Annotated in this window: 15 protein-coding genes; 8 read left to right on the top strand and 7 right to left on the bottom strand. The window is 68.5% G+C overall.

Annotation, left to right across the window (positions count from 1 at the left end):
* Nucleotides 1-46: 46 nt before the first annotated feature.
* Genes BLR02_RS04000 through BLR02_RS03990 form a run of 3 tightly spaced genes read right to left on the bottom strand, consistent with a single transcriptional unit; the run spans nt 47 to nt 3,368 of the window.
* On the bottom strand, nt 47-1,276 hold the full coding sequence (locus BLR02_RS04000) for an amidohydrolase family protein (protein ID WP_090660656.1): 1,230 nt from the start codon (nt 1,274-1,276) through the stop codon (nt 47-49).
* A complete protein-coding gene (gene hisD, locus BLR02_RS03995) occupies nt 1,276-2,589 on the bottom strand; it encodes a histidinol dehydrogenase (RefSeq protein WP_090660653.1) in 1,314 nt (437 codons plus the stop codon). Before hisD ends, BLR02_RS04000 begins: the two co-directional genes overlap by 1 nt.
* Before the next feature lie 11 nt (nt 2,590-2,600).
* Nucleotides 2,601-3,368, bottom strand: a complete 768-nt coding sequence (locus BLR02_RS03990; protein ID WP_090562785.1) for an SDR family NAD(P)-dependent oxidoreductase — start codon at nt 3,366-3,368, stop codon at nt 2,601-2,603.
* A gap of 113 nt (nt 3,369-3,481) precedes the next feature.
* On the opposite strand from BLR02_RS03990, the gene BLR02_RS03985 reads away from it, so the two are divergent.
* Nucleotides 3,482-4,471 carry a TRAP transporter substrate-binding protein gene (locus BLR02_RS03985; RefSeq protein WP_090660649.1) on the top strand — a complete coding sequence of 330 codons (990 nt, stop codon included), beginning with the start codon at nt 3,482-3,484 and terminating at the stop codon, nt 4,469-4,471.
* Between the two features lie 44 nt (nt 4,472-4,515).
* A complete protein-coding gene (locus BLR02_RS03980) occupies nt 4,516-5,253 on the top strand; it encodes an SDR family NAD(P)-dependent oxidoreductase (RefSeq protein WP_090661546.1) in 738 nt (245 codons plus the stop codon).
* On the opposite strand, the gene BLR02_RS03975 is transcribed toward BLR02_RS03980, so the two are convergent.
* Nucleotides 5,254-6,003: a tyrosine-protein phosphatase gene (locus BLR02_RS03975; RefSeq protein ID WP_090562791.1), complete on the bottom strand. Its 750-nt coding sequence runs from the start codon at nt 6,001-6,003 to the stop codon at nt 5,254-5,256.
* Nucleotides 6,004-6,156: 153 nt separating this feature from the next.
* Here BLR02_RS03975 and BLR02_RS03970 point away from each other — a divergent pair, with 153 nt between their 5' ends.
* From BLR02_RS03970 to BLR02_RS03950, 5 genes are all read left to right on the top strand, one after another.
* Nucleotides 6,157-6,948 (top strand): SDR family NAD(P)-dependent oxidoreductase, encoded by a 792-nt coding sequence (locus BLR02_RS03970; RefSeq protein ID WP_090562794.1) that lies wholly within the window; start codon nt 6,157-6,159, stop codon nt 6,946-6,948.
* 414 nt (nt 6,949-7,362) lie between these two features.
* The gene (locus BLR02_RS03965; RefSeq protein WP_090562796.1) at nt 7,363-9,309 is read left to right on the top strand and encodes a PrkA family serine protein kinase; all 1,947 of its coding nucleotides are present in this window, start codon (nt 7,363-7,365) and stop codon (nt 9,307-9,309) included.
* Between the two features lie 31 nt (nt 9,310-9,340).
* On the top strand, nt 9,341-10,645 hold the full coding sequence (locus tag BLR02_RS03960) for a YeaH/YhbH family protein (RefSeq protein ID WP_090562798.1): 1,305 nt from the start codon (nt 9,341-9,343) through the stop codon (nt 10,643-10,645).
* Nucleotides 10,642-12,177: a SpoVR family protein gene (locus tag BLR02_RS03955; protein WP_090562801.1), complete on the top strand. Its 1,536-nt coding sequence runs from the start codon at nt 10,642-10,644 to the stop codon at nt 12,175-12,177. The genes BLR02_RS03960 and BLR02_RS03955 overlap by 4 nt, the downstream gene beginning before the upstream one ends.
* Nucleotides 12,178-12,241: 64 nt before the next feature.
* A complete protein-coding gene (locus tag BLR02_RS03950) occupies nt 12,242-12,673 on the top strand; it encodes a DoxX family protein (protein WP_090562804.1) in 432 nt (143 codons plus the stop codon).
* A gap of 82 nt (nt 12,674-12,755) precedes the next feature.
* Here BLR02_RS03950 and BLR02_RS03945 read toward each other — a convergent pair whose 3' ends face one another.
* Nucleotides 12,756-13,823, bottom strand: coding sequence for a serine hydrolase domain-containing protein (locus BLR02_RS03945; RefSeq protein WP_090660646.1), 1,068 nt, complete (start codon nt 13,821-13,823; stop codon nt 12,756-12,758).
* Between the two features lie 135 nt (nt 13,824-13,958).
* Here BLR02_RS03945 and BLR02_RS03940 point away from each other — a divergent pair, with 135 nt between their 5' ends.
* Nucleotides 13,959-14,888: an FkbM family methyltransferase gene (locus BLR02_RS03940; protein ID WP_143018034.1), complete on the top strand. Its 930-nt coding sequence runs from the start codon at nt 13,959-13,961 to the stop codon at nt 14,886-14,888.
* Between the two features lie 91 nt (nt 14,889-14,979).
* Here the strand turns inward: BLR02_RS03940 and minE are convergent, their stop codons facing one another.
* Both minE and minD read right to left on the bottom strand, forming a co-directional pair.
* Entirely contained in the window at nt 14,980-15,270 is a 291-nt protein-coding gene (gene minE, locus BLR02_RS03935; RefSeq protein WP_090566633.1) for a cell division topological specificity factor MinE, read from the bottom strand.
* Nucleotides 15,270-16,091 carry a septum site-determining protein MinD gene (gene minD / locus BLR02_RS03930; RefSeq protein ID WP_043364100.1) on the bottom strand — a complete coding sequence of 274 codons (822 nt, stop codon included), beginning with the start codon at nt 16,089-16,091 and terminating at the stop codon, nt 15,270-15,272. The genes minE and minD overlap by 1 nt, the downstream gene beginning before the upstream one ends.
* Between the last annotated feature and the right edge of the window lie 9 nt (nt 16,092-16,100).

The following is a 16,100-nucleotide window of genomic DNA, read 5'->3' as shown; positions in this document are numbered from 1 at the left end:
GGATGCCGATGCGGCGCGTGGCCATGCGCTTCTCCGACCTCCTTCGCTACGGCTTGTGGAGGACCACCGGCTGCCGGGTGAAGCTGCGGCGGCCGGCCTTGAAGGCGGCGAGGGTCGGCGCGACCTCGCGGATCGCCGAGACCGGGTCGGGCGCGTCGATCAGGGTGAGGTCGGCGGGGTTGCCGACCGCGATGCCGTAATCAGGGCGGCGCATCAGCCTGGCCGACTCCGTGGTGAACATCGCCCAGGTCTCGCGCAGATCCTCCGGCATCGCGTGCTGGGTGACGTTGGCGTAGAGATTCGCCATGCGGATGAGCTGGCCGTCGCCCAGCGGGGTGAAGGCGTTCAGGATGTTGTTCGAGGAGATGGAGCAGGTGACGCCCTGCCGGTGCAGGCGGTTGGCATCCGCCACGCTGCGCTCGATCCGGTGGTCCTTGTCGCGACCGCCGAGATAGAGGTCGGTGGCGGGAAGGACGGTCAGCGCCACGCCGGCATCGGCCATGCGCCTTGCCATCTCGTCCAGCTCCGGCAGGGGCATGACGGAGAGCTTCGTCAGATGGCCGCAGGCGACGCGGCCGCCCCAGCGGTACTGCTCGGTCAGCTCGCAGACCAGGCGCGTGTCGAGATGGGGGGCGGAGGAGCCGCTATCGACATGCATGTCGATATCCGCGTCGTATTCGCGGGCGAGCTCGAAGACGCGGCGGATCTGGCCGGCCGGGTCGCTGTCGTAGGAGGGCGCGGCGCCGACGACGCGGGCGCCGTTGCGGAGGGCGGCCACCATCAGCTCGTCGGTGCCGGGGTTGTTGAGCAACCCCTCCTGCGGCATCACGCAGATCTCGATGTCGATGGCCCATCCATACTCGTCGACCAGGGCCTTGACGCCCTCGAAGCCGCGGAGGCCGACCTTCGGGTCCACCTCGGCATGGGTGCGCATCAGCGTGGTGCCGTGGCTGATGCACTTCTCCAGCGTGCGGCGGGCGCGGGAGGTGACGTCCTCCACCGTGAATGTGTGCTTGATGGCGCTGGTGCGTTCCATCGCGTGATGCGGGAAGCGGGCGGTCTCGCAGGCGCAGCGGTCGATGGTGCAGGTCTTGTCGAGATGGATATGCGTCTCGACGAAGCCGGGGGAGACGAGGCGTCCGTCGCAGTCGATCACCTCCGTCGCATCGCCGTCGAGGCCGGGGGCGAGGGCCGCGATGCGGCCGGCGGCGATGCCGATATCCGTCGCGGTGCCGTCCGGCAGGCGGGCGTTGCGGAGGAGGAGGTCGAAGCCCATCACAGCTTCTCCGCGGCGGTGGCGTAGGGGATGTTGCGGCCGCCATAGCGGCGCACGCGGATATTCGCCTGCTCGGCATGGCCGGCGAAGCCTTCCAGCATGCAGAGGCGGGAGCAGGCCTCGCCGATCATGGCGCTGGCCTCGTCGGTGAGGACGCGCTGATAGGTGACGGTCTTGAGGAACTTGCCGACCCAGAGGCCGCCGGTGTAGCGCGCGGCCCGCTGCGTCGGCAGGGTGTGGTTGGTGCCGATGACCTTGTCGCCATAGGAGACATTGGTGCGGGGGCCGAGGAAGAGGGCGCCGTAATTGGTCATGTTGGCGAGGAAGTAATCGTCGTCGCGGGTCATCACCTGGACATGCTCGGAAGCGATGCGGTCGGCCTCGCGCACCATCTCCTCAAGGCTGTCGCAGACGATGACCTCGCCGTAGTCGCGCCAGGACTGGCGGGCGATCTCGGCGGTGGGGAGGATGGTCAGCAGGCGATCGACCTCGGCCATGGTCTCGCGGGCCAGCTTCTCGGAATCGGTCAGCAGGATGGCGGGGCTGGTGGGGCCGTGCTCGGCCTGGCCGAGCAGGTCGGTGGCGCACATCTCCGCATCCACCGTCTCGTCGGCGATGACGAGGGTCTCGGTCGGGCCGGCGAAGAGGTCGATGCCGACGCGGCCGAAGAGCTGGCGCTTGGCCTCGGCGACGAAGGCATTGCCGGGGCCGACCAGCATGTCGACCGCGGCGATGCTCTCCGTCCCGAGCGCCATGGCGCCGACCGCCTGCACGCCGCCGAGGCAGTAGATGACATCGGCCCCGGCCAGGTGCTGGGCCGCGACGATGGCGGGCGCCGGCCGGCCCTTGTAGGGCGGGGCGCAGGTGACGATGCGGGCGACGCCGGCGACTTTCGCCGTCACCACCGACATATGGGCGGAGGCGAGCAGCGGGTACTTCCCGCCCGGGACGTAGCAGCCGACCGAGTTCACCGGGATGTTCTTGTGGCCGAGCACGACGCCGGGCAGCGTCTCCACCTCGATGTCCTTGAGGGCGGCCTTCTGGTGCTCGGCGAAGTTGCGGACCTGGGCCTGGGCGAAGCGGATATCCTCGAGGTCCTGGCCGGTGAGCTGGGCGAGGCACTCCTTGATCTCGGCGTCGGTCAGCCGGTAGTCGGCACGGTCCCAGCCGTCGAACTTGACCGAGTATTCGCGCACGGCGGCGTCGCCGCGCTGCGCGATGTCGGCCAGCAGGCCCTCGACGATGCCGCGGACCTTGGTGTCCGCATCGGCCTTGTCGGCAGCGGAGATGCTTTGCTTGAGCCAGCGTGCCATTGAATCCGTTCCTATTCGGCGGTCCAGCCGCCATCGACGAGCATGGCCGAGCCGGTCATCAGGGCGGAGGCGTCGGAGGCGAGGAAGACCACCGCCCCCATCAGGTCCTGCACCTGGCCGACGCGGCCGAGCTTGATCCTGGAGAGCACCCAGTCGGCGAATTCGGGGCGCTCGAAGAAGGGCCTGGTCATCGGCGTCTCGATGAAGGTGGGGCCGATGGTGTTGGCGCGGATCCCGAGGGGGCCGAGCTCGATCGCCATCGCCTTGGTCCAGCCCTCCATCGCCCATTTGCTGGCGCAGTAGACGCTGCGGTTGGGCCCGCCGACATGGCCCATCTGCGACGAGACGTTGATGATGGAGCCGCGTACCCCCTCGGCGGCCATGCGGCGGGCGACGGCCTGGGCGGCGAAGAAGCAGCCGCGGAGGTTGAGGGCGAGGACGCTGTCGAAATCCGCCTCCGTCACCTCGAGGAAGGGCGCGTGGCGCGCGGTGCCGGCATTGTTGACGAAGGCGTGGAAGGCCGGGAGGCCAGCGATGGCGGCCCCCACCGCCGCGGTATCGGCGATGTCGAGCACCAGCGCCCTGGCCTGGCCGCCGGCGCTGCGGATGGCCTCGGCGGCGGCCTCGATCTCCGCGGCGCTGCGGGCGGCGAGGGTGACGGAGGCCCCTGCCCCGGCCAGCGCCGCGGCGGCGGCCAGGCCGATGCCGCGCCCCGCGCCGGTGACGAGGGCACGGCGGCCATCAAGGCGGAAGCTCGGAGTCTCGGGCAGCGCGATCATCCCGGCAGGCTACACGCCGTGGCGGCGCGGTCCAGGCCCCTTGCCAGCCCGGACGGCCCCGGCGAAGCTTCGTTGCACGACCGCGAAGCACGCGGCGACCGGAGGAGACATCCATGAATCGTCTGTTCACCGCGCTGGTCGGCGCGGCGCTGGGCGTCGTCGCCCTGCAGGCGCAGGCCCAGGCGCAGACCCGCTGGGTGATGGCGACGCCCTATGCGGAGGCGAATTTCCACACCCGCAACATCCGCGCCTTCCTGGCCGATATCGAGCAGGCGACGGGCGGGAAGCTCACGGTCCAGGCGCATCCGAACGGCACGCTGCTGCCCATGCCGCAGATCAAGCGCGGCGTGCAGACCGGCCAGGTGCAGCTCGGCGAGATCCTGCTCTCGGCCTATGGCAACGAGGACCCGTTCTTCGAGGTCGACAGCGTGCCCTTCCTCGCCGACACGGTGGAGGCGGCAGGGGCGCTGCACCGGGCGACGGAGCCCTATATCCGCACCCGGCTGGAGCGGCAGGGGCTGACGCTGCTCTACACGGTGAACTGGAACGGCCAGGGCTTCTATACGCGGGAGCCCCTGCAATCGGTCGAGGCGCTGAAGGGGACGCGGCTCAGGGCCTTCAACAACCTCACCTTCCGCTTCGCCGAGTTGCTCGGCGCCCAGCCGGTGACGGTGCAGGTGCCGGAGATCCCCCAGGCCTTTGCCACCAATGTGGTCAATGTGCTCTTCACCTCGGCACAGACGGGCGTGGACGCCAGCGCCTGGGACTTCGCGCGGAATTTCACCGATGTCGGCGGGATGCGGCCGCGCAACGCGATCTTCGCCAATAGCCGGGCGCTGGCGGCGCTCGACCCGGCGCTGCGGGCGGCGGTGCTGGAGGCGGCGAAGCGGGCCGAGATGCGCGGGGCCGAGTTCTCCCGCGCGGCGGAGGTGGAGATGGTGGAGAAGCTCCGCAGCCATGGCGTGCAGGTTTCGGCGGCCTCGCCGGCGATGCAGGCGCAGCTCCGCGGGATCGGCGAGAAGCAGACGCAGGAGTGGCTGACGCGCGCCGGGAATGATGGCGGGCAGATGCTGGAACGCTACCGCGCCCTTACCAGCCGCTGAGGCCGCCCGCATACTGCGCCGCAGCATGGTGGATGGAGGCGGCGATGGTGGCCTTGGTGACGGGCGCGCAGCAGGGAATCGGCCGGGCCTGCGCCCTGGCCCTGGCGGCGGCGGGGCATGATGTCGCCGTCAACTGGCTCGACGACCGGGCTGCGGCCGAATCCGTCGCAGAGGGCGTGCAGGCAGCCGGGTGCAAGGCCGCGCTGGTGCAGGGCGATGTCGGCCAGGGCGCCAGGGCCTGCGCCGCACTCGTCGAGGCCGCCGCCGCGGCGCTCGGGCCGGTCGAGGTGCTGGTGAACAATGCCGGCATCTTCCCGCGCGCCGAATTCCTCGCCATGGAGGAGGCCGAATGGGATCAGGTGCTGGCCGTCAACCTGAAGGGCAGCGCCTTCTGCGCCCAGGCGGCGGCGCGGGGCATGGTGGCGGCGGGAATCGGGGGCTGCATCATCAACCTCGCCTCCTCTGCCGTGCGGGGGACGCCGGTCGGCGTCCATTACAGCGCGACCAAGAACGGTGTCGTCGGCATCACGCGCTCCATGGCGCTGGCGCTGGCGCCGCATGGCATCCGGGTGAATGCCATCGCGCCGGGACTGACCGATACGGCGCAACCGCGCTACGGCAACACGGATGACGAGGTTCGGGCGATGGGGGCGGCGCTGCCGCTCGGCCGGCTCGGGACGCCGGAGGATATCGCCGCCATGGCGGTCTTCCTCGCCTCGCCCGGCGCGAGCTGGATCACCGGGCAGGTCTATCACGTGAATGGCGGCGGCTACATGCCCTGATCATTCCAGGAGCAGGTCGCGCAGGCGGTCGAGGCGCCGGGCGTCGAGGCCGAGGCCGCGTTCCAGCAGCAGCGGCATCTCGCCGCCATGGGCCTCGATGGCGGCGTCCAGCGCCGCCTCGAGCAGCACCGGATGGGTGTCGTAGAGCGCGTCGGCCAGCGGCTTCGGCGTGCCGGGCGGCAGGGCGAGGTCGCGGCGCCAGAGCCGGTCGGTGGCCCGGTAGTCCTCCAGCACCGTCTCGCGGGTCGCGCCAAGGGCGGTGAGGATCAGCGCCGCCCCGAGGCCAGTGCGGTCCTTCCCCGCCGAGCAATGGAACAACAGGGCATGGCGCCCTGGCTGCAGCAGCAGCTCGAACAGGTTGCGATAGGCGCCGATGAAGCGGGTGCCGTAGTCGAGATAGGCGCGGCGCAGCAGGTCCACCACATCCTCGCCGGTCGAAAGCTCCCGCCGCATCAGGTCGGCGAGCGAGGCGCCGACCGTGGGCTCGATCGGCAGCGGAATGCGCTCCGCCCCATCGGGCAGGCGGGAGGGGCGATGGGCCGCCTCATCGACGCCGCGCAGGTCGCAGACCGTCCTGAGGCCGAGTGCGGCGATGGTGGAGACGTCACGCTCGGTCAGATGGGCGAGGGTGGCGGAACGATAGATCAGCCCGTGACGGACCCGGCGGCCATCGGCCACCTGCCAGCCGCCGAGGTCCCGCAGGTTGGAGGCGCCGTCGAGCGGGACGGCAATGGGCAGGTCCTGGGTCATGGCGGCGGCTCCTCGGCGGTTGCTGCACTTCTAAAGCCGGGGCGGCGGGCTTGCACCAGCGGAAGCCGCCCCTGCCCGCCCCGACCCTGGGCGGGTTGACGCCGGGCGGAAGCGGCAGGGACACTCCCGTCCAACAACCGGAGGAGCGCAGCCATGCCGTCATCATCCCTGTTCGACCTGAGCGGGAAGGTCGCCATCGTCACCGGCGGGTCCCGCGGCATCGGCCGGGCCATCGCCGAGCGTATGGCGGAGCACGGGGCGAAGGTCGTCGTCTCCTCCCGCAAGCTCGATGCCTGCCAGGAGGTGGTGGATGGCATCACGGCGAAGGGCGGCGAGGCGGTCGCCATGGCCTGCAATATCGGCCGGAAGCCGGAGCTCCAGGCGCTGGCGGATGAGACCATCGCCCGCTGGGGCGGCGTCGACATCCTCGTCTGCAACGCGGCCATCAACCCGCATTTCGGGCCGGCCATGGGCATCCCGGACGAGGTCTTCGACAAGATGATGGCGACCAACATCAAGTCGAACATGTGGCTGTCCCACATGTGCATCCCGAGCATGGAGGCGCGGGGCGGCGGGGCCATCGTCATCATCTCGTCGATCGGGGGGTATCGCGGCTCGGTCAATCTCGGCGCCTATGCGATCACCAAGGCGGCGGACCTGCAGCTGGCGCGGAACCTGGCCTGCGAATGGGGCCCGAAGAACATCCGGGTGAATTGCATCGCCCCCGGCCTGGTGCGGACGGATTTCGCCCGGGCGCTCTGGGAGGATCCGGTGAACTACAAGAAGCGGACCCGGGACACCCCGCTGAAGCGCATCGGCGAGCCCGACGAGATCGCCGGTGCCGCCGTCTTCCTTGCCTCGCCGGCCGGCAGCTTCATGACCGGGCAGAGCATGATCATCGATGGCGGCGTGACCTGCGGCGTGCCGGCGAACGCCGAGGAATAGCGCAGCCTTGCCGTCTTGGCGCGGCAATTGCTTGGCCTGGGCGGCGCCAGCCGCCCAGGCCAGGGCAGGACCAGGGATGGTTACTGACCCGTGATGCCCCTGTGGCAAAGTGTTGCAGGGGTTGGGCAAGGCTTGACGAACCATGACCTGATGGCCACCAGCCTCCGGCATGAAGCGTCACAGACGCGGCAACCCGCGGGGATTTGCCTGGGCACCTGATGCGCCCGGGTTTGACTTACCCATGGCATGGCGGAAGGGCCTCGGACGCGACTGCGCCAGCCACCTCCCTTTGCCGTGATTTGCAGTCTACAGGCCGCAGTGCGCCGCAGCAATAAAAGTTTACCGCAGTCGGTCCGGGCATTCCGCACACTGTCTGCGTTGCCATCTAACTGGCAGCGCTTGCAGGGGCGGCCGATGAACAGCATGCAGGACATCTTCGCCGATTATGCCCGGGCCTATGAATCCCGGCGCGAAACAGACATGTCCATCTCGGAATATCTGGAAGGCTGCCGGAAGGATCCGGGCTTCTATGCGAGTGCCCCAGAACGGATCCTCAAGGCGATCGGCGAGCCGATGGTGGTGGATACCGCGAAGGACACCCGCCTCGGGCGGATATTCCTGAACCGGACCATCCGCGTCTATCCCGCCTTCTCCGAATTCTATGGGATGGAAGAGACGATCGAGCGGATCGTCGGCTTCTTCCGCCACGCGGCCCAGGGCCTGGAGGAGCGGAAGCAGATCCTCTACCTCCTCGGCCCGGTGGGTGGCGGCAAATCCTCCCTCGCCGAGCGGCTCAAGGCGCTGATGGAGGCGGAGCCGATCTATGTCCTGAAGGCGGGCGACGAGGTGAGCCCGGTCTTCGAGAGCCCGCTCGGGCTGTTCGACCCGGAGCGGATGGGCCCGATGCTGGAGGACCGCTACGGCATCCCGCGCCGCCGGCTCACCGGCCTGATGAGCCCCTGGGCGCTGAAGCGGCTGGATGCCTTCGGCGGCGACATCTCGCAGTTCCGGGTGGTGAAGGTGAGGCCCTCGCGCCTCCGGCAGATCGCCATCGCCAAGACCGAGCCGGGCGACGAGAACAACCAGGATATCTCCTCGCTGGTCGGCAAGGTGGATATCCGGAAGCTCGAGATGTTCGGGCAGAACGATCCGGACGCCTACAGCTTCTCGGGCGGGTTGAACCGGGCGAACCAGGGCGTCCTGGAATTCGTCGAGATGTTCAAGGCGCCGATCAAGATGCTGCACCCGCTGCTGACGGCGACGCAGGAGGGGAATTACATCGGCACCGAGAATATCGGCGCCCTGCCCTTCCAGGGCATCATCCTGGCCCATAGCAACGAGTCGGAGTGGCAGAGCTTCAAGAACAACAAGAACAACGAAGCCTTCATCGACCGCATCTACGTCATCAAGGTGCCTTACTGCCTCCGCGTCACCGAGGAGCAGAAGATCTACGAGAAGCTGGTCTCCTCCTCGGAGCTCTCGGCCTCGCCCTGCGCCCCGGCCACCTTGGAGATGCTGGCGCGGTTCACCGTGCTCTCGCGGCTGAAGAAGCACGAGAACTCCAACATCTACGCCAAGATGCGGGTCTATGACGGCGAGTCGCTGAAGGAGACCGACCCGCGGGCGAAGAACCTGCAGGAATACCGGGATGCGGCCGGGCCGGATGAGGGGATGGAGGGGGCCTCGACCCGCTTCGCCTTCAAGGTGCTGGCGGCGGCCTTCAACTACGACACGACCGAGATCGCGGCCGACCCCGTCCACCTGATGTACGTGCTGGAGCAGACGATCCGGCGCGAGCAGCTGCCGGACGAGACGGAGAAGCGCTACCTGGAGTTCATCAAGGGCGAGCTGGCGCCGCGTTATGCGGAGTTCATCGGCAACGAGATCCAGAAGGCCTATCTCGAGTCGTACAACGACTACGGGCAGAACCTCTTCGACCGCTACGTGGCCTATGCCGATGCCTGGGTCGAGGACATGGACTTCAAGGACCCGGATACCGGCCAGATGATGAACCGGGAGCTGCTGAACCAGGAGCTCACCAAGATCGAGAAGCCGGCCGGCATCGCCAATCCGAAGGATTTCCGCAACGAAGTGGTGAAATTCGCCCTTCGCGCGCGGGCCAATCGTGGTGGGCGGAACCCCTCCTGGACCTCCTACGAGAAGATCCGCGAGGTGATCGAGCGGCGCATGTTCAGCCAGGTGGAGGATCTGCTGCCGGTGATCTCCTTCGGTTCGAAGAAGGATGGCGAAAGCGAGAAGAAGCACGGGGAGTTCGTGCAACGGATGGTCTCGCGGGGCTATACCGAGAGACAGGTTCGCCGGCTTGTCGAATGGTATATGCGCGTGAAGCAGGCCGGCTGAGCCCAGACACGGATCGCGAGGCGCCTGCTCGATGCAGATCCTGGACCGCCGCCTGAACCCCAGCGGCCGTAGCCTACCCAACCGGCAGCGCTTCCTGCGCCGGGCGAAAGCCCTGGTGCAGGAGGCGGTGCGGGATGCCTCTGCCAAGCGTGATATCCGCAGCGCCGACGAGGGGGGCGAGGTCAGCATCCCCCTCCACGGCATCCGCGAGCCGAGCTTCCATCACGGCTCGGGCGGCACGCGTGACCATGTGCTGCCCGGCAACAAGGAGTACCGCGAGGGGGACGAGATCCAGCGCCCCCCGAGCGGCGGCGGCGGCAGCGGCAATGAGGGCTCGCCCGACGGCGGCGGGGAGGACGCCTTCCGCTTCGTCCTCACACGGGAGGAATTCCTCTCGCTCTTCCTCGATGACCTGGAGCTGCCCGACTTGGCCAAGCGGCGCCTCGTCGAGGGCTCGGACCCGGCCTGGCACCGGGCGGGGTATTCGGTGGCGGGGACGCCGTCGAACCTGTCGCTGGCCCGGACCATGCGGAACAGCCTGTCGCGCCGGATCGCGCTGAAGCGGCCGAGGCCGGAAGCGGTGGCGGCGCTGGAGGCGGAGATCGCAGCGCTGGAGGGACAGCCCGGGAGCGACGACCGGATCGCCAAGCTGAAGGCGGAGCTGGAGATCCAGCTCCGGCGCAGCCAGCGTATCCCCTGGATCGACCCGATCGATGTGCGCTACCGGCGCTTCGAGCCGGTGCCGCGCCCCGTCGCGCGGGCCGTCATGTTCTGCCTGATGGATGTCTCGGGCAGCATGACCGAGGAGATGAAGGACCTCGCCAAGCGCTTCTACACGCTGCTCTATATTTTCCTGCAGCGGCGCTACAAGCAGGTGGAGATCGTCTTCATCCGCCACACCCACGAGGCGGCGGAGGTGGACGAGGAGACCTTCTTCCACAGCCGCGAGACGGGCGGGACGCTGGTCTCGACCGCGCTCGAGGAGATGCGGAAGGTGGTGGCGGACCGCTACCCGCCATCCGACTGGAACATCTATGCCGCCCAGGCCTCCGATGGCGACAATGCCGCCGGCGACAGCCAGCGGACGGCGCGGCTGCTGATCGACACCATCCTGCCCGCCTGCCAGTACTACGCCTATATCGAGGTCGGCCGGGACGGGGACCATGGCATGCCGGGCTTCCCCCGGGGGCCGACGGATCTCTGGCGGACCTATGAGCAGCTCGTCAGCGCCGGCGCGCCGATGGCGATGAAGAAGGTGCGCGGCCGGCGGGACATCTTCCCCGTCTTCCGCGAGCTTTTCGCCAAGCGCGGCCTGCTGGAGGAGGCCAAGGCATGAACGCGCCCGTATCGACCAGCCCGCTGCTCTATGAGGGCGCGGACTGGGACTTCGCCACGCTGATGCGCATCCACGATGCCTGCGAGGTCGTGGCGGTCCGCGACCTGGGTCTCGATTTCTACACCAACCGGATCGAGATCATCAGCGCCGAGCAGATGCTGGACGCCTATGCCAGCACCGGCCTGCCGCTTTTCTACCGGCACTGGTCCTTCGGCAAGCAGTTCGCCCAGCATGAGGCGCTGTACCGCAAGGGTCTGCGCGGGCTGGCCTATGAGATCGTCATCAACTCCGATCCCTGCCTCTCCTATGTCATGGAGGAGAACACGGCGACGCTGCAGGCGCTGGTGATCGCGCATGCCGCTTTCGGCCATAACCACTTCTTCAAAAACAACCGGCTGTTCAAGGAGTGGACGGATGCCAAGGGCATCCTCGACTACCTCGAATTCGCCAAGGGCTACATCGCCGAGTGCGAGGACCGCTACGGCGAGATCGCGGTGGAGCGGGTGCTTGATTCCGCCCATGCGCTGATGAATTACGGGGTGCACCGTCATCACCGCCGCACCATCGACCTGCGCTCCGAGGAGCAGCGGGAGCGCGAGCGGCGGGCGCATGACGAGCGGATGTACAACGTGCTCTGGAGCACGCTGCCGGAGCGGAGCAGCAGCAGCGCCGTCGCCGACGACGTCGAGAAGCGGCGGGCGCTGCTGCAACTGCCGCAGGAGAACGTCCTCTACTTCCTGGAGAAATCGGCGCCTCGGCTGGCGCCCTGGCAGCGCGAGGTGATCCGCATCGTCCGCAACGTGGCGCAGTATTTCCATCCGCAGCGCCAGACCAAGATGATGAACGAGGGCTGCGCGACCTATGTGCACCACCGCATCCTCAACACCCTTCACCGCGAAGGGCAGCTGACGGATGGGGCGCTGCTGGAGGCGCTGCATTCCCATACCAGCGTCATCATGCAGCCGGATTTCGACGACCCGCGCTATTCGGGCATCAACCCCTATGCGCTCGGCTTCGCCATGATGGAGGATATCGAGCGTATCTGCCGCGAGCCGACCGAGGAGGACCGCGCCTGGTTCCCGGATTTCGCCGGCTGCGGGGACCCGATGCCGGTGCTGCGGCATGGCTGGGCGGAATTCCGGGATGAGAGCTTCATCCTGCAATTCCTCAGCCCGCATCTGATGCGGAAGATGAAGCTCTTCCATCTGAAGGATGACGCCGCCCAGCCGGCGCTCCGCGTCGATGCGATGCATGACGAGCGCGGCTACCGGCGGCTGCGCCGCGCGCTGGCGAAGCAGTACGATCCGGCCTGGACCGATCCGGATATCCAGGTGGTGGATGTCGATCTCTCGGGCGACCGGCGCCTGATCCTTGAGCATCGGGTTCAGGATGGGCGTCTCCTGGAGGAGCAGGAGGCCCGGCAGGTGCTGCGGCATCTGGCCCATCTCTGGAGCTATGACGTGCTGCTGCGCGAGGTGGACCCGACCACGGGGGCCAGCCTCAGGGAGCATGCGGTCTCTCCACCACGGTAGTGGTTAAGCTTGTGGTCGCGGCATGGAGGCCGGTAGCTTCGCCGGCATCCATCCGGAGTGATCCATGTCCACGACGACCAGCCACGTCACCGCACGCGGCGGCGATTTCGACCTTGTCCTGCTGATCGGGCGCATTGCGCTTGTCCTGCTGTTCCCGATCAGCGCCTATTTCAAGATCATCGGCTGGCCCGGCATCGTCACCACGCTGACGCAGCAGGGCGCCCCCCTGCCCTTCCTTGGCGGCGTGATCGCGGTGGCAGCGGAGATCATCCTGCCGCTCCTCATCATCATCGGGTTCCAGACACGCTGGGCGGCCTTCGGCCTGATCCTCTATACCCTCGGCACCAGCGCCATCGCGCATCGCTTCTGGGAATTCACCGGCGGCGCGCAGATCGGGCAGATCTTCAGCTTCTTCAAGAATCTCTCGATGTGCGGCGGCTTCCTCATCCTGGCCTGGACCGGGCCCGGCCGTTACGCGGTGCAGCCCCGGCCCTGACGAGGCGGACTGGCCTCGGATCGTGGCGATGGCGGCGGGAACCCCGCGCCGCCATCGCCACGCCTTGGGCAGGCGATGGGTGTCAGCGCTGCTGAAGCGCCGCCAGGGTCGCCGCCATGAAGCCGTCCAGCCTGGTCTGGTCCACCCAGCGGAGCACGGCAACGATGTCCGCCTCGGGCTCGACCCAGGTGACGTTGCCGCCGGCGCCGGAGAAGCACCAGCTCCGCGCGCTGGCCGAGGGCCAGCGGGTACGGCCGGTGTTCAGCCACCAGAGCAGGCCGTAATGCGGGTTCAACGCGCAGGCCGTGGCGCATTGCGCGACCCAGCCCGCGGGCAATAGCCGCCTGCCCTCCCAGACCCCGTCCTGCAGCGTGAGCTGGCCGATGCGGGCCTGATCCTCGGCATGGATGAAGACGCCGCCACCCCAATGGCCGCCGCCGGAGACGCTCTGCATGCGCCGGCCGCCGATCTCGACCCAGGAGGTCTCGTAGCCATGCCAGCGCCAGTCCCCGGAGGCGCCGATCGGCTGCATGATGCGTTCGGCGAAGACCTCGGGCAGCGGGCGGCCGAAGACGCGCAGCAGCGCGAGCGACAGGCGGTTCACCCGGACGTCGTTGTATTCCCAATATTCGCCCGGCCGGTGCAGCGGCCGCGGCACGCCTTTCCGGCCCTGGCCCTCGACGGTGAGGTTGCGGCCCCGGTCGATGATGTCGGACTTGCCGAAGAGGGTGCCCTCCCATTCGGAGGTGTTGGTCAGCAGGTGCCGCCAGGTGATCCCGGCATTCTGCGGCCCCTCGAAGCCGCCATCATCGACCAGGGCACGGACCGGGGCATCGAGGTCGGGGATCAGCCCGTCACCCAGCGCAAGGCCGGCCAGCAGGGCGAGGTAGGACTTCGCCACCGAGAAGGTCATGTCCACCTGCCGGGTATCGCCCCAGCGGGCGACCAGACGGCCGCCACGCAGGATGAGGCCGTTCGGTGCGCCACGCGAGGCGACCGGGCCGATGATGGCATTGTCGGGCGGCGGTTCGAAGAAGCCGGCCTCGATATGGGCGCGGATGTCGCGCGGCCAGGGAGACTCATGCGCCAGGGCGAATTGCATCGCGGGCGCGAAGGCGGGATCGGGCTCGGAGTCGAAGAGGGTGGGCATGGCGGCAAGCCTAGGAGCCCCGTCATGGCGGCGCCAGGGGCGGCCGATGGAGTGACGACAGGCATTCCCACGAAAGCGTGAGATGCCTTACATGGCCGGCGCGCGATGCCTTGTCCCGCGCTCCGGAGAATACCCATGCCGCAGGGCAACCCAGCCGCACTCTCGACGACCATCCGCAGGACGACGCTCGGCCGCCTGGGCGAGGTGCTGCGGCCTCGCCGCCGCTTGGTGCCGGTCGGCAAGCTCGGCGGGCCGACGGGGCCGGCCGAGGCCGCGGTCCGGGCCATGGCGCAGGCGGTGCCGATGGGCGGCGGCACCCTGCTCTGCCGCACCCTGGGGCGGCACAAGATGCTGGTGGATGCTGGGGACTTCACCCTGGCGCCGCACCTGGCCATGGACGGGTTCTGGGAGTGGTGGACGACGCGCTTCCTCATCGAGCAGCTGAAGCCCGGCCAGGTCTTCGTCGATGGCGGCGCCTGCTACGGCTATTTCAGCCTGCTGGCGGGCGAGCTGGTGGGACCGAACGGCAAGGTGCTGGCCTTCGAGCCCAACCCGCGCTCTGCCAGCCTGTTGAGGCGGAACCTGGCGCTGAACGGCATGGGGGACCGTGCCGAGGTGGAGGAGGTGGCGCTCGCCGGGCCCGGCTCGGGGCGGGTGATGCGGCTGGCGATGCCGGAGGGCAGCCCGATGAACTCGCACCTGCTGCCGGAAGACCTCTCCGGCACCGGCGGGAGCCAGGGTGCGAACCAGGGTCCGGATCTGGCGATGGTGGCGACCCGCCCGCTCGACCGCCATGCGGTGGCACGGCCCGACTTCGTGAAGCTCGATCTTTGTGGAGCGGAGGAGGCGGCCTTCGAGGGCATGCAGGAGCTGCTGGCGGCGAATCCGAAGGTCCAGCTGCTGGTCTGCTTCAACCCGGTGCGCTGCATGGCGCCGGCGGCCTTCCTCGAGCGCCTGGCCCGTCAGTTCCCGCTGCGCCGCCTCACCTCGGATGGCACCATGGCCGATTGCGCACCCTCCGACGCGTTGCGCGGCGGCGACGTGATGCTCTACCTGGCACGCTAGTCCGTCCAGCCCCGGCGGTCATGCCCGAGGGACCGGCACCTCGCTCGGGCCGTCCCGGGTGTCATGGCCCGGGACGGCTTGAGCCTCGGGATCAGCCGGCAGCGGCCTGACGGCCCGGCGTGGGCGCCGGCAGCTCGATCTCGATGGCGAGGGTGGACATGTCCCCGCCCCGGTCGAGATCCAGCTTCACCTTGCCCGGGTCGATCGCCACATAGCGGGCGACGACCGCGACCAGCTCCTGCTGCAGCCTGGGGAGGAAATCCTCCCGCGTGCGGCCGATGCGCTCATGGGCGAGCACGATCTGCAGGCGCTCCTTGGCGGCGGACGCGCTTGGCGGTGGCTCGTCCTTCCGCGCGGCACGAAAATAATCGAGCCAACTCATCACGCGGCCCTCCCCCCGAACAGGCGCCTGAACAGGCCGGGCTTCTTGTCCGGCTCCAGGAAGCGATGCGGCAGGTCCTCACCGAGGAAGCGGCCGACCGCATCCTTATAGGCCTGACCGGCGACGCTTTCCGTATCCATGATCACCGGCGTGCCGGTATTCGAGGCCTTGAGCACGCTCTCGTTCTCGGGGACGACGCCGAGCAGCGGGATGGCGAGGATCTCGCGCACATCCTCGAGTTTCAGCATCTCGCCGCGTTCGACCCGGTTCGGGTCGTAGCGGGTGACAAGGAGGTGCTCCTTGACCTTGTCCTTCTTCTCCTCGGCGCGCTTCGACTTGGATTGCAGCACGCCGAGGATGCGGTCGCTGTCCCGCACCGAGGAGACCTCGGGGTTGGTGACGACGATCGCCTGGTCGGCAAAGTACAGGGCGAGCAGCGCGCCCTTCTCGATACCGGCCGGGCTGTCGCAGAGGATGTAGTCGAAGTCGGCCGAGAGCTCCTCGATGATAGTCGAGACGCCCTCGCGGGTCAGCGCATCCTTGTCGCGGGTCTGGCTGGCCGGCAGGATCGCCAGCGTATCGACGCGCTTGTCCCGGATCAGCGCCTGGTTCAGCCGCGCCTCGCCCTGGATGACGTTGACGATGTCGAAGACGACGCGCCGCTCGACACCCATGATGAGGTCGAGGTTGCGCAGACCCACGTCGAAGTCGATCACCACCGTCTTCTTGCCCCGTTGCGCGAGGCCGGTGGCGAAGGCGGCGCTGGTCGTGGTCTTGCCGACGCCCCCCTTGCCGGAGGTGACAACGATCACTTGCGCCATGGACGCTCC

Origin of the sequence: Belnapia rosea (genome assembly GCF_900101615.1) — a bacterium.
GTDB lineage: Bacteria > Pseudomonadota > Alphaproteobacteria > Acetobacterales > Acetobacteraceae > Belnapia > Belnapia rosea.
Note: the sequence above shows the minus strand (reverse complement) of the source record. Positions and strands in the feature narration are given on the sequence as shown.

Bases quoted from the DNA above. Each gene is read 5' to 3' on its own strand.
- BLR02_RS04000 (WP_090660656.1), bottom strand. From the start codon at position 1,276: ATGGGCTTCGACCTCCTCCTCCGCAACGCCCGCCTGCCGGACGGCACC.
- hisD (WP_090660653.1), bottom strand. From the start codon at position 2,589: ATGGCACGCTGGCTCAAGCAAAGCATCTCCGCTGCCGACAAGGCCGAT.
- BLR02_RS03990 (WP_090562785.1), bottom strand. From the start codon at position 3,368: ATGATCGCGCTGCCCGAGACTCCGAGCTTCCGCCTTGATGGCCGCCGT.
- BLR02_RS03985 (WP_090660649.1), top strand. From the start codon at position 3,482: ATGAATCGTCTGTTCACCGCGCTGGTCGGCGCGGCGCTGGGCGTCGTC.
- BLR02_RS03980 (WP_090661546.1), top strand. From the start codon at position 4,516: ATGGTGGCCTTGGTGACGGGCGCGCAGCAGGGAATCGGCCGGGCCTGC.
- BLR02_RS03975 (WP_090562791.1), bottom strand. From the start codon at position 6,003: ATGACCCAGGACCTGCCCATTGCCGTCCCGCTCGACGGCGCCTCCAAC.
- BLR02_RS03970 (WP_090562794.1), top strand. From the start codon at position 6,157: ATGCCGTCATCATCCCTGTTCGACCTGAGCGGGAAGGTCGCCATCGTC.
- BLR02_RS03965 (WP_090562796.1), top strand. From the start codon at position 7,363: ATGAACAGCATGCAGGACATCTTCGCCGATTATGCCCGGGCCTATGAA.
- BLR02_RS03960 (WP_090562798.1), top strand. From the start codon at position 9,341: ATGCAGATCCTGGACCGCCGCCTGAACCCCAGCGGCCGTAGCCTACCC.
- BLR02_RS03955 (WP_090562801.1), top strand. From the start codon at position 10,642: ATGAACGCGCCCGTATCGACCAGCCCGCTGCTCTATGAGGGCGCGGAC.
- BLR02_RS03950 (WP_090562804.1), top strand. From the start codon at position 12,242: ATGTCCACGACGACCAGCCACGTCACCGCACGCGGCGGCGATTTCGAC.
- BLR02_RS03945 (WP_090660646.1), bottom strand. From the start codon at position 13,823: ATGCCCACCCTCTTCGACTCCGAGCCCGATCCCGCCTTCGCGCCCGCG.
- BLR02_RS03940 (WP_143018034.1), top strand. From the start codon at position 13,959: ATGCCGCAGGGCAACCCAGCCGCACTCTCGACGACCATCCGCAGGACG.
- minE (WP_090566633.1), bottom strand. From the start codon at position 15,270: ATGAGTTGGCTCGATTATTTTCGTGCCGCGCGGAAGGACGAGCCACCG.
- minD (WP_043364100.1), bottom strand. From the start codon at position 16,091: ATGGCGCAAGTGATCGTTGTCACCTCCGGCAAGGGGGGCGTCGGCAAG.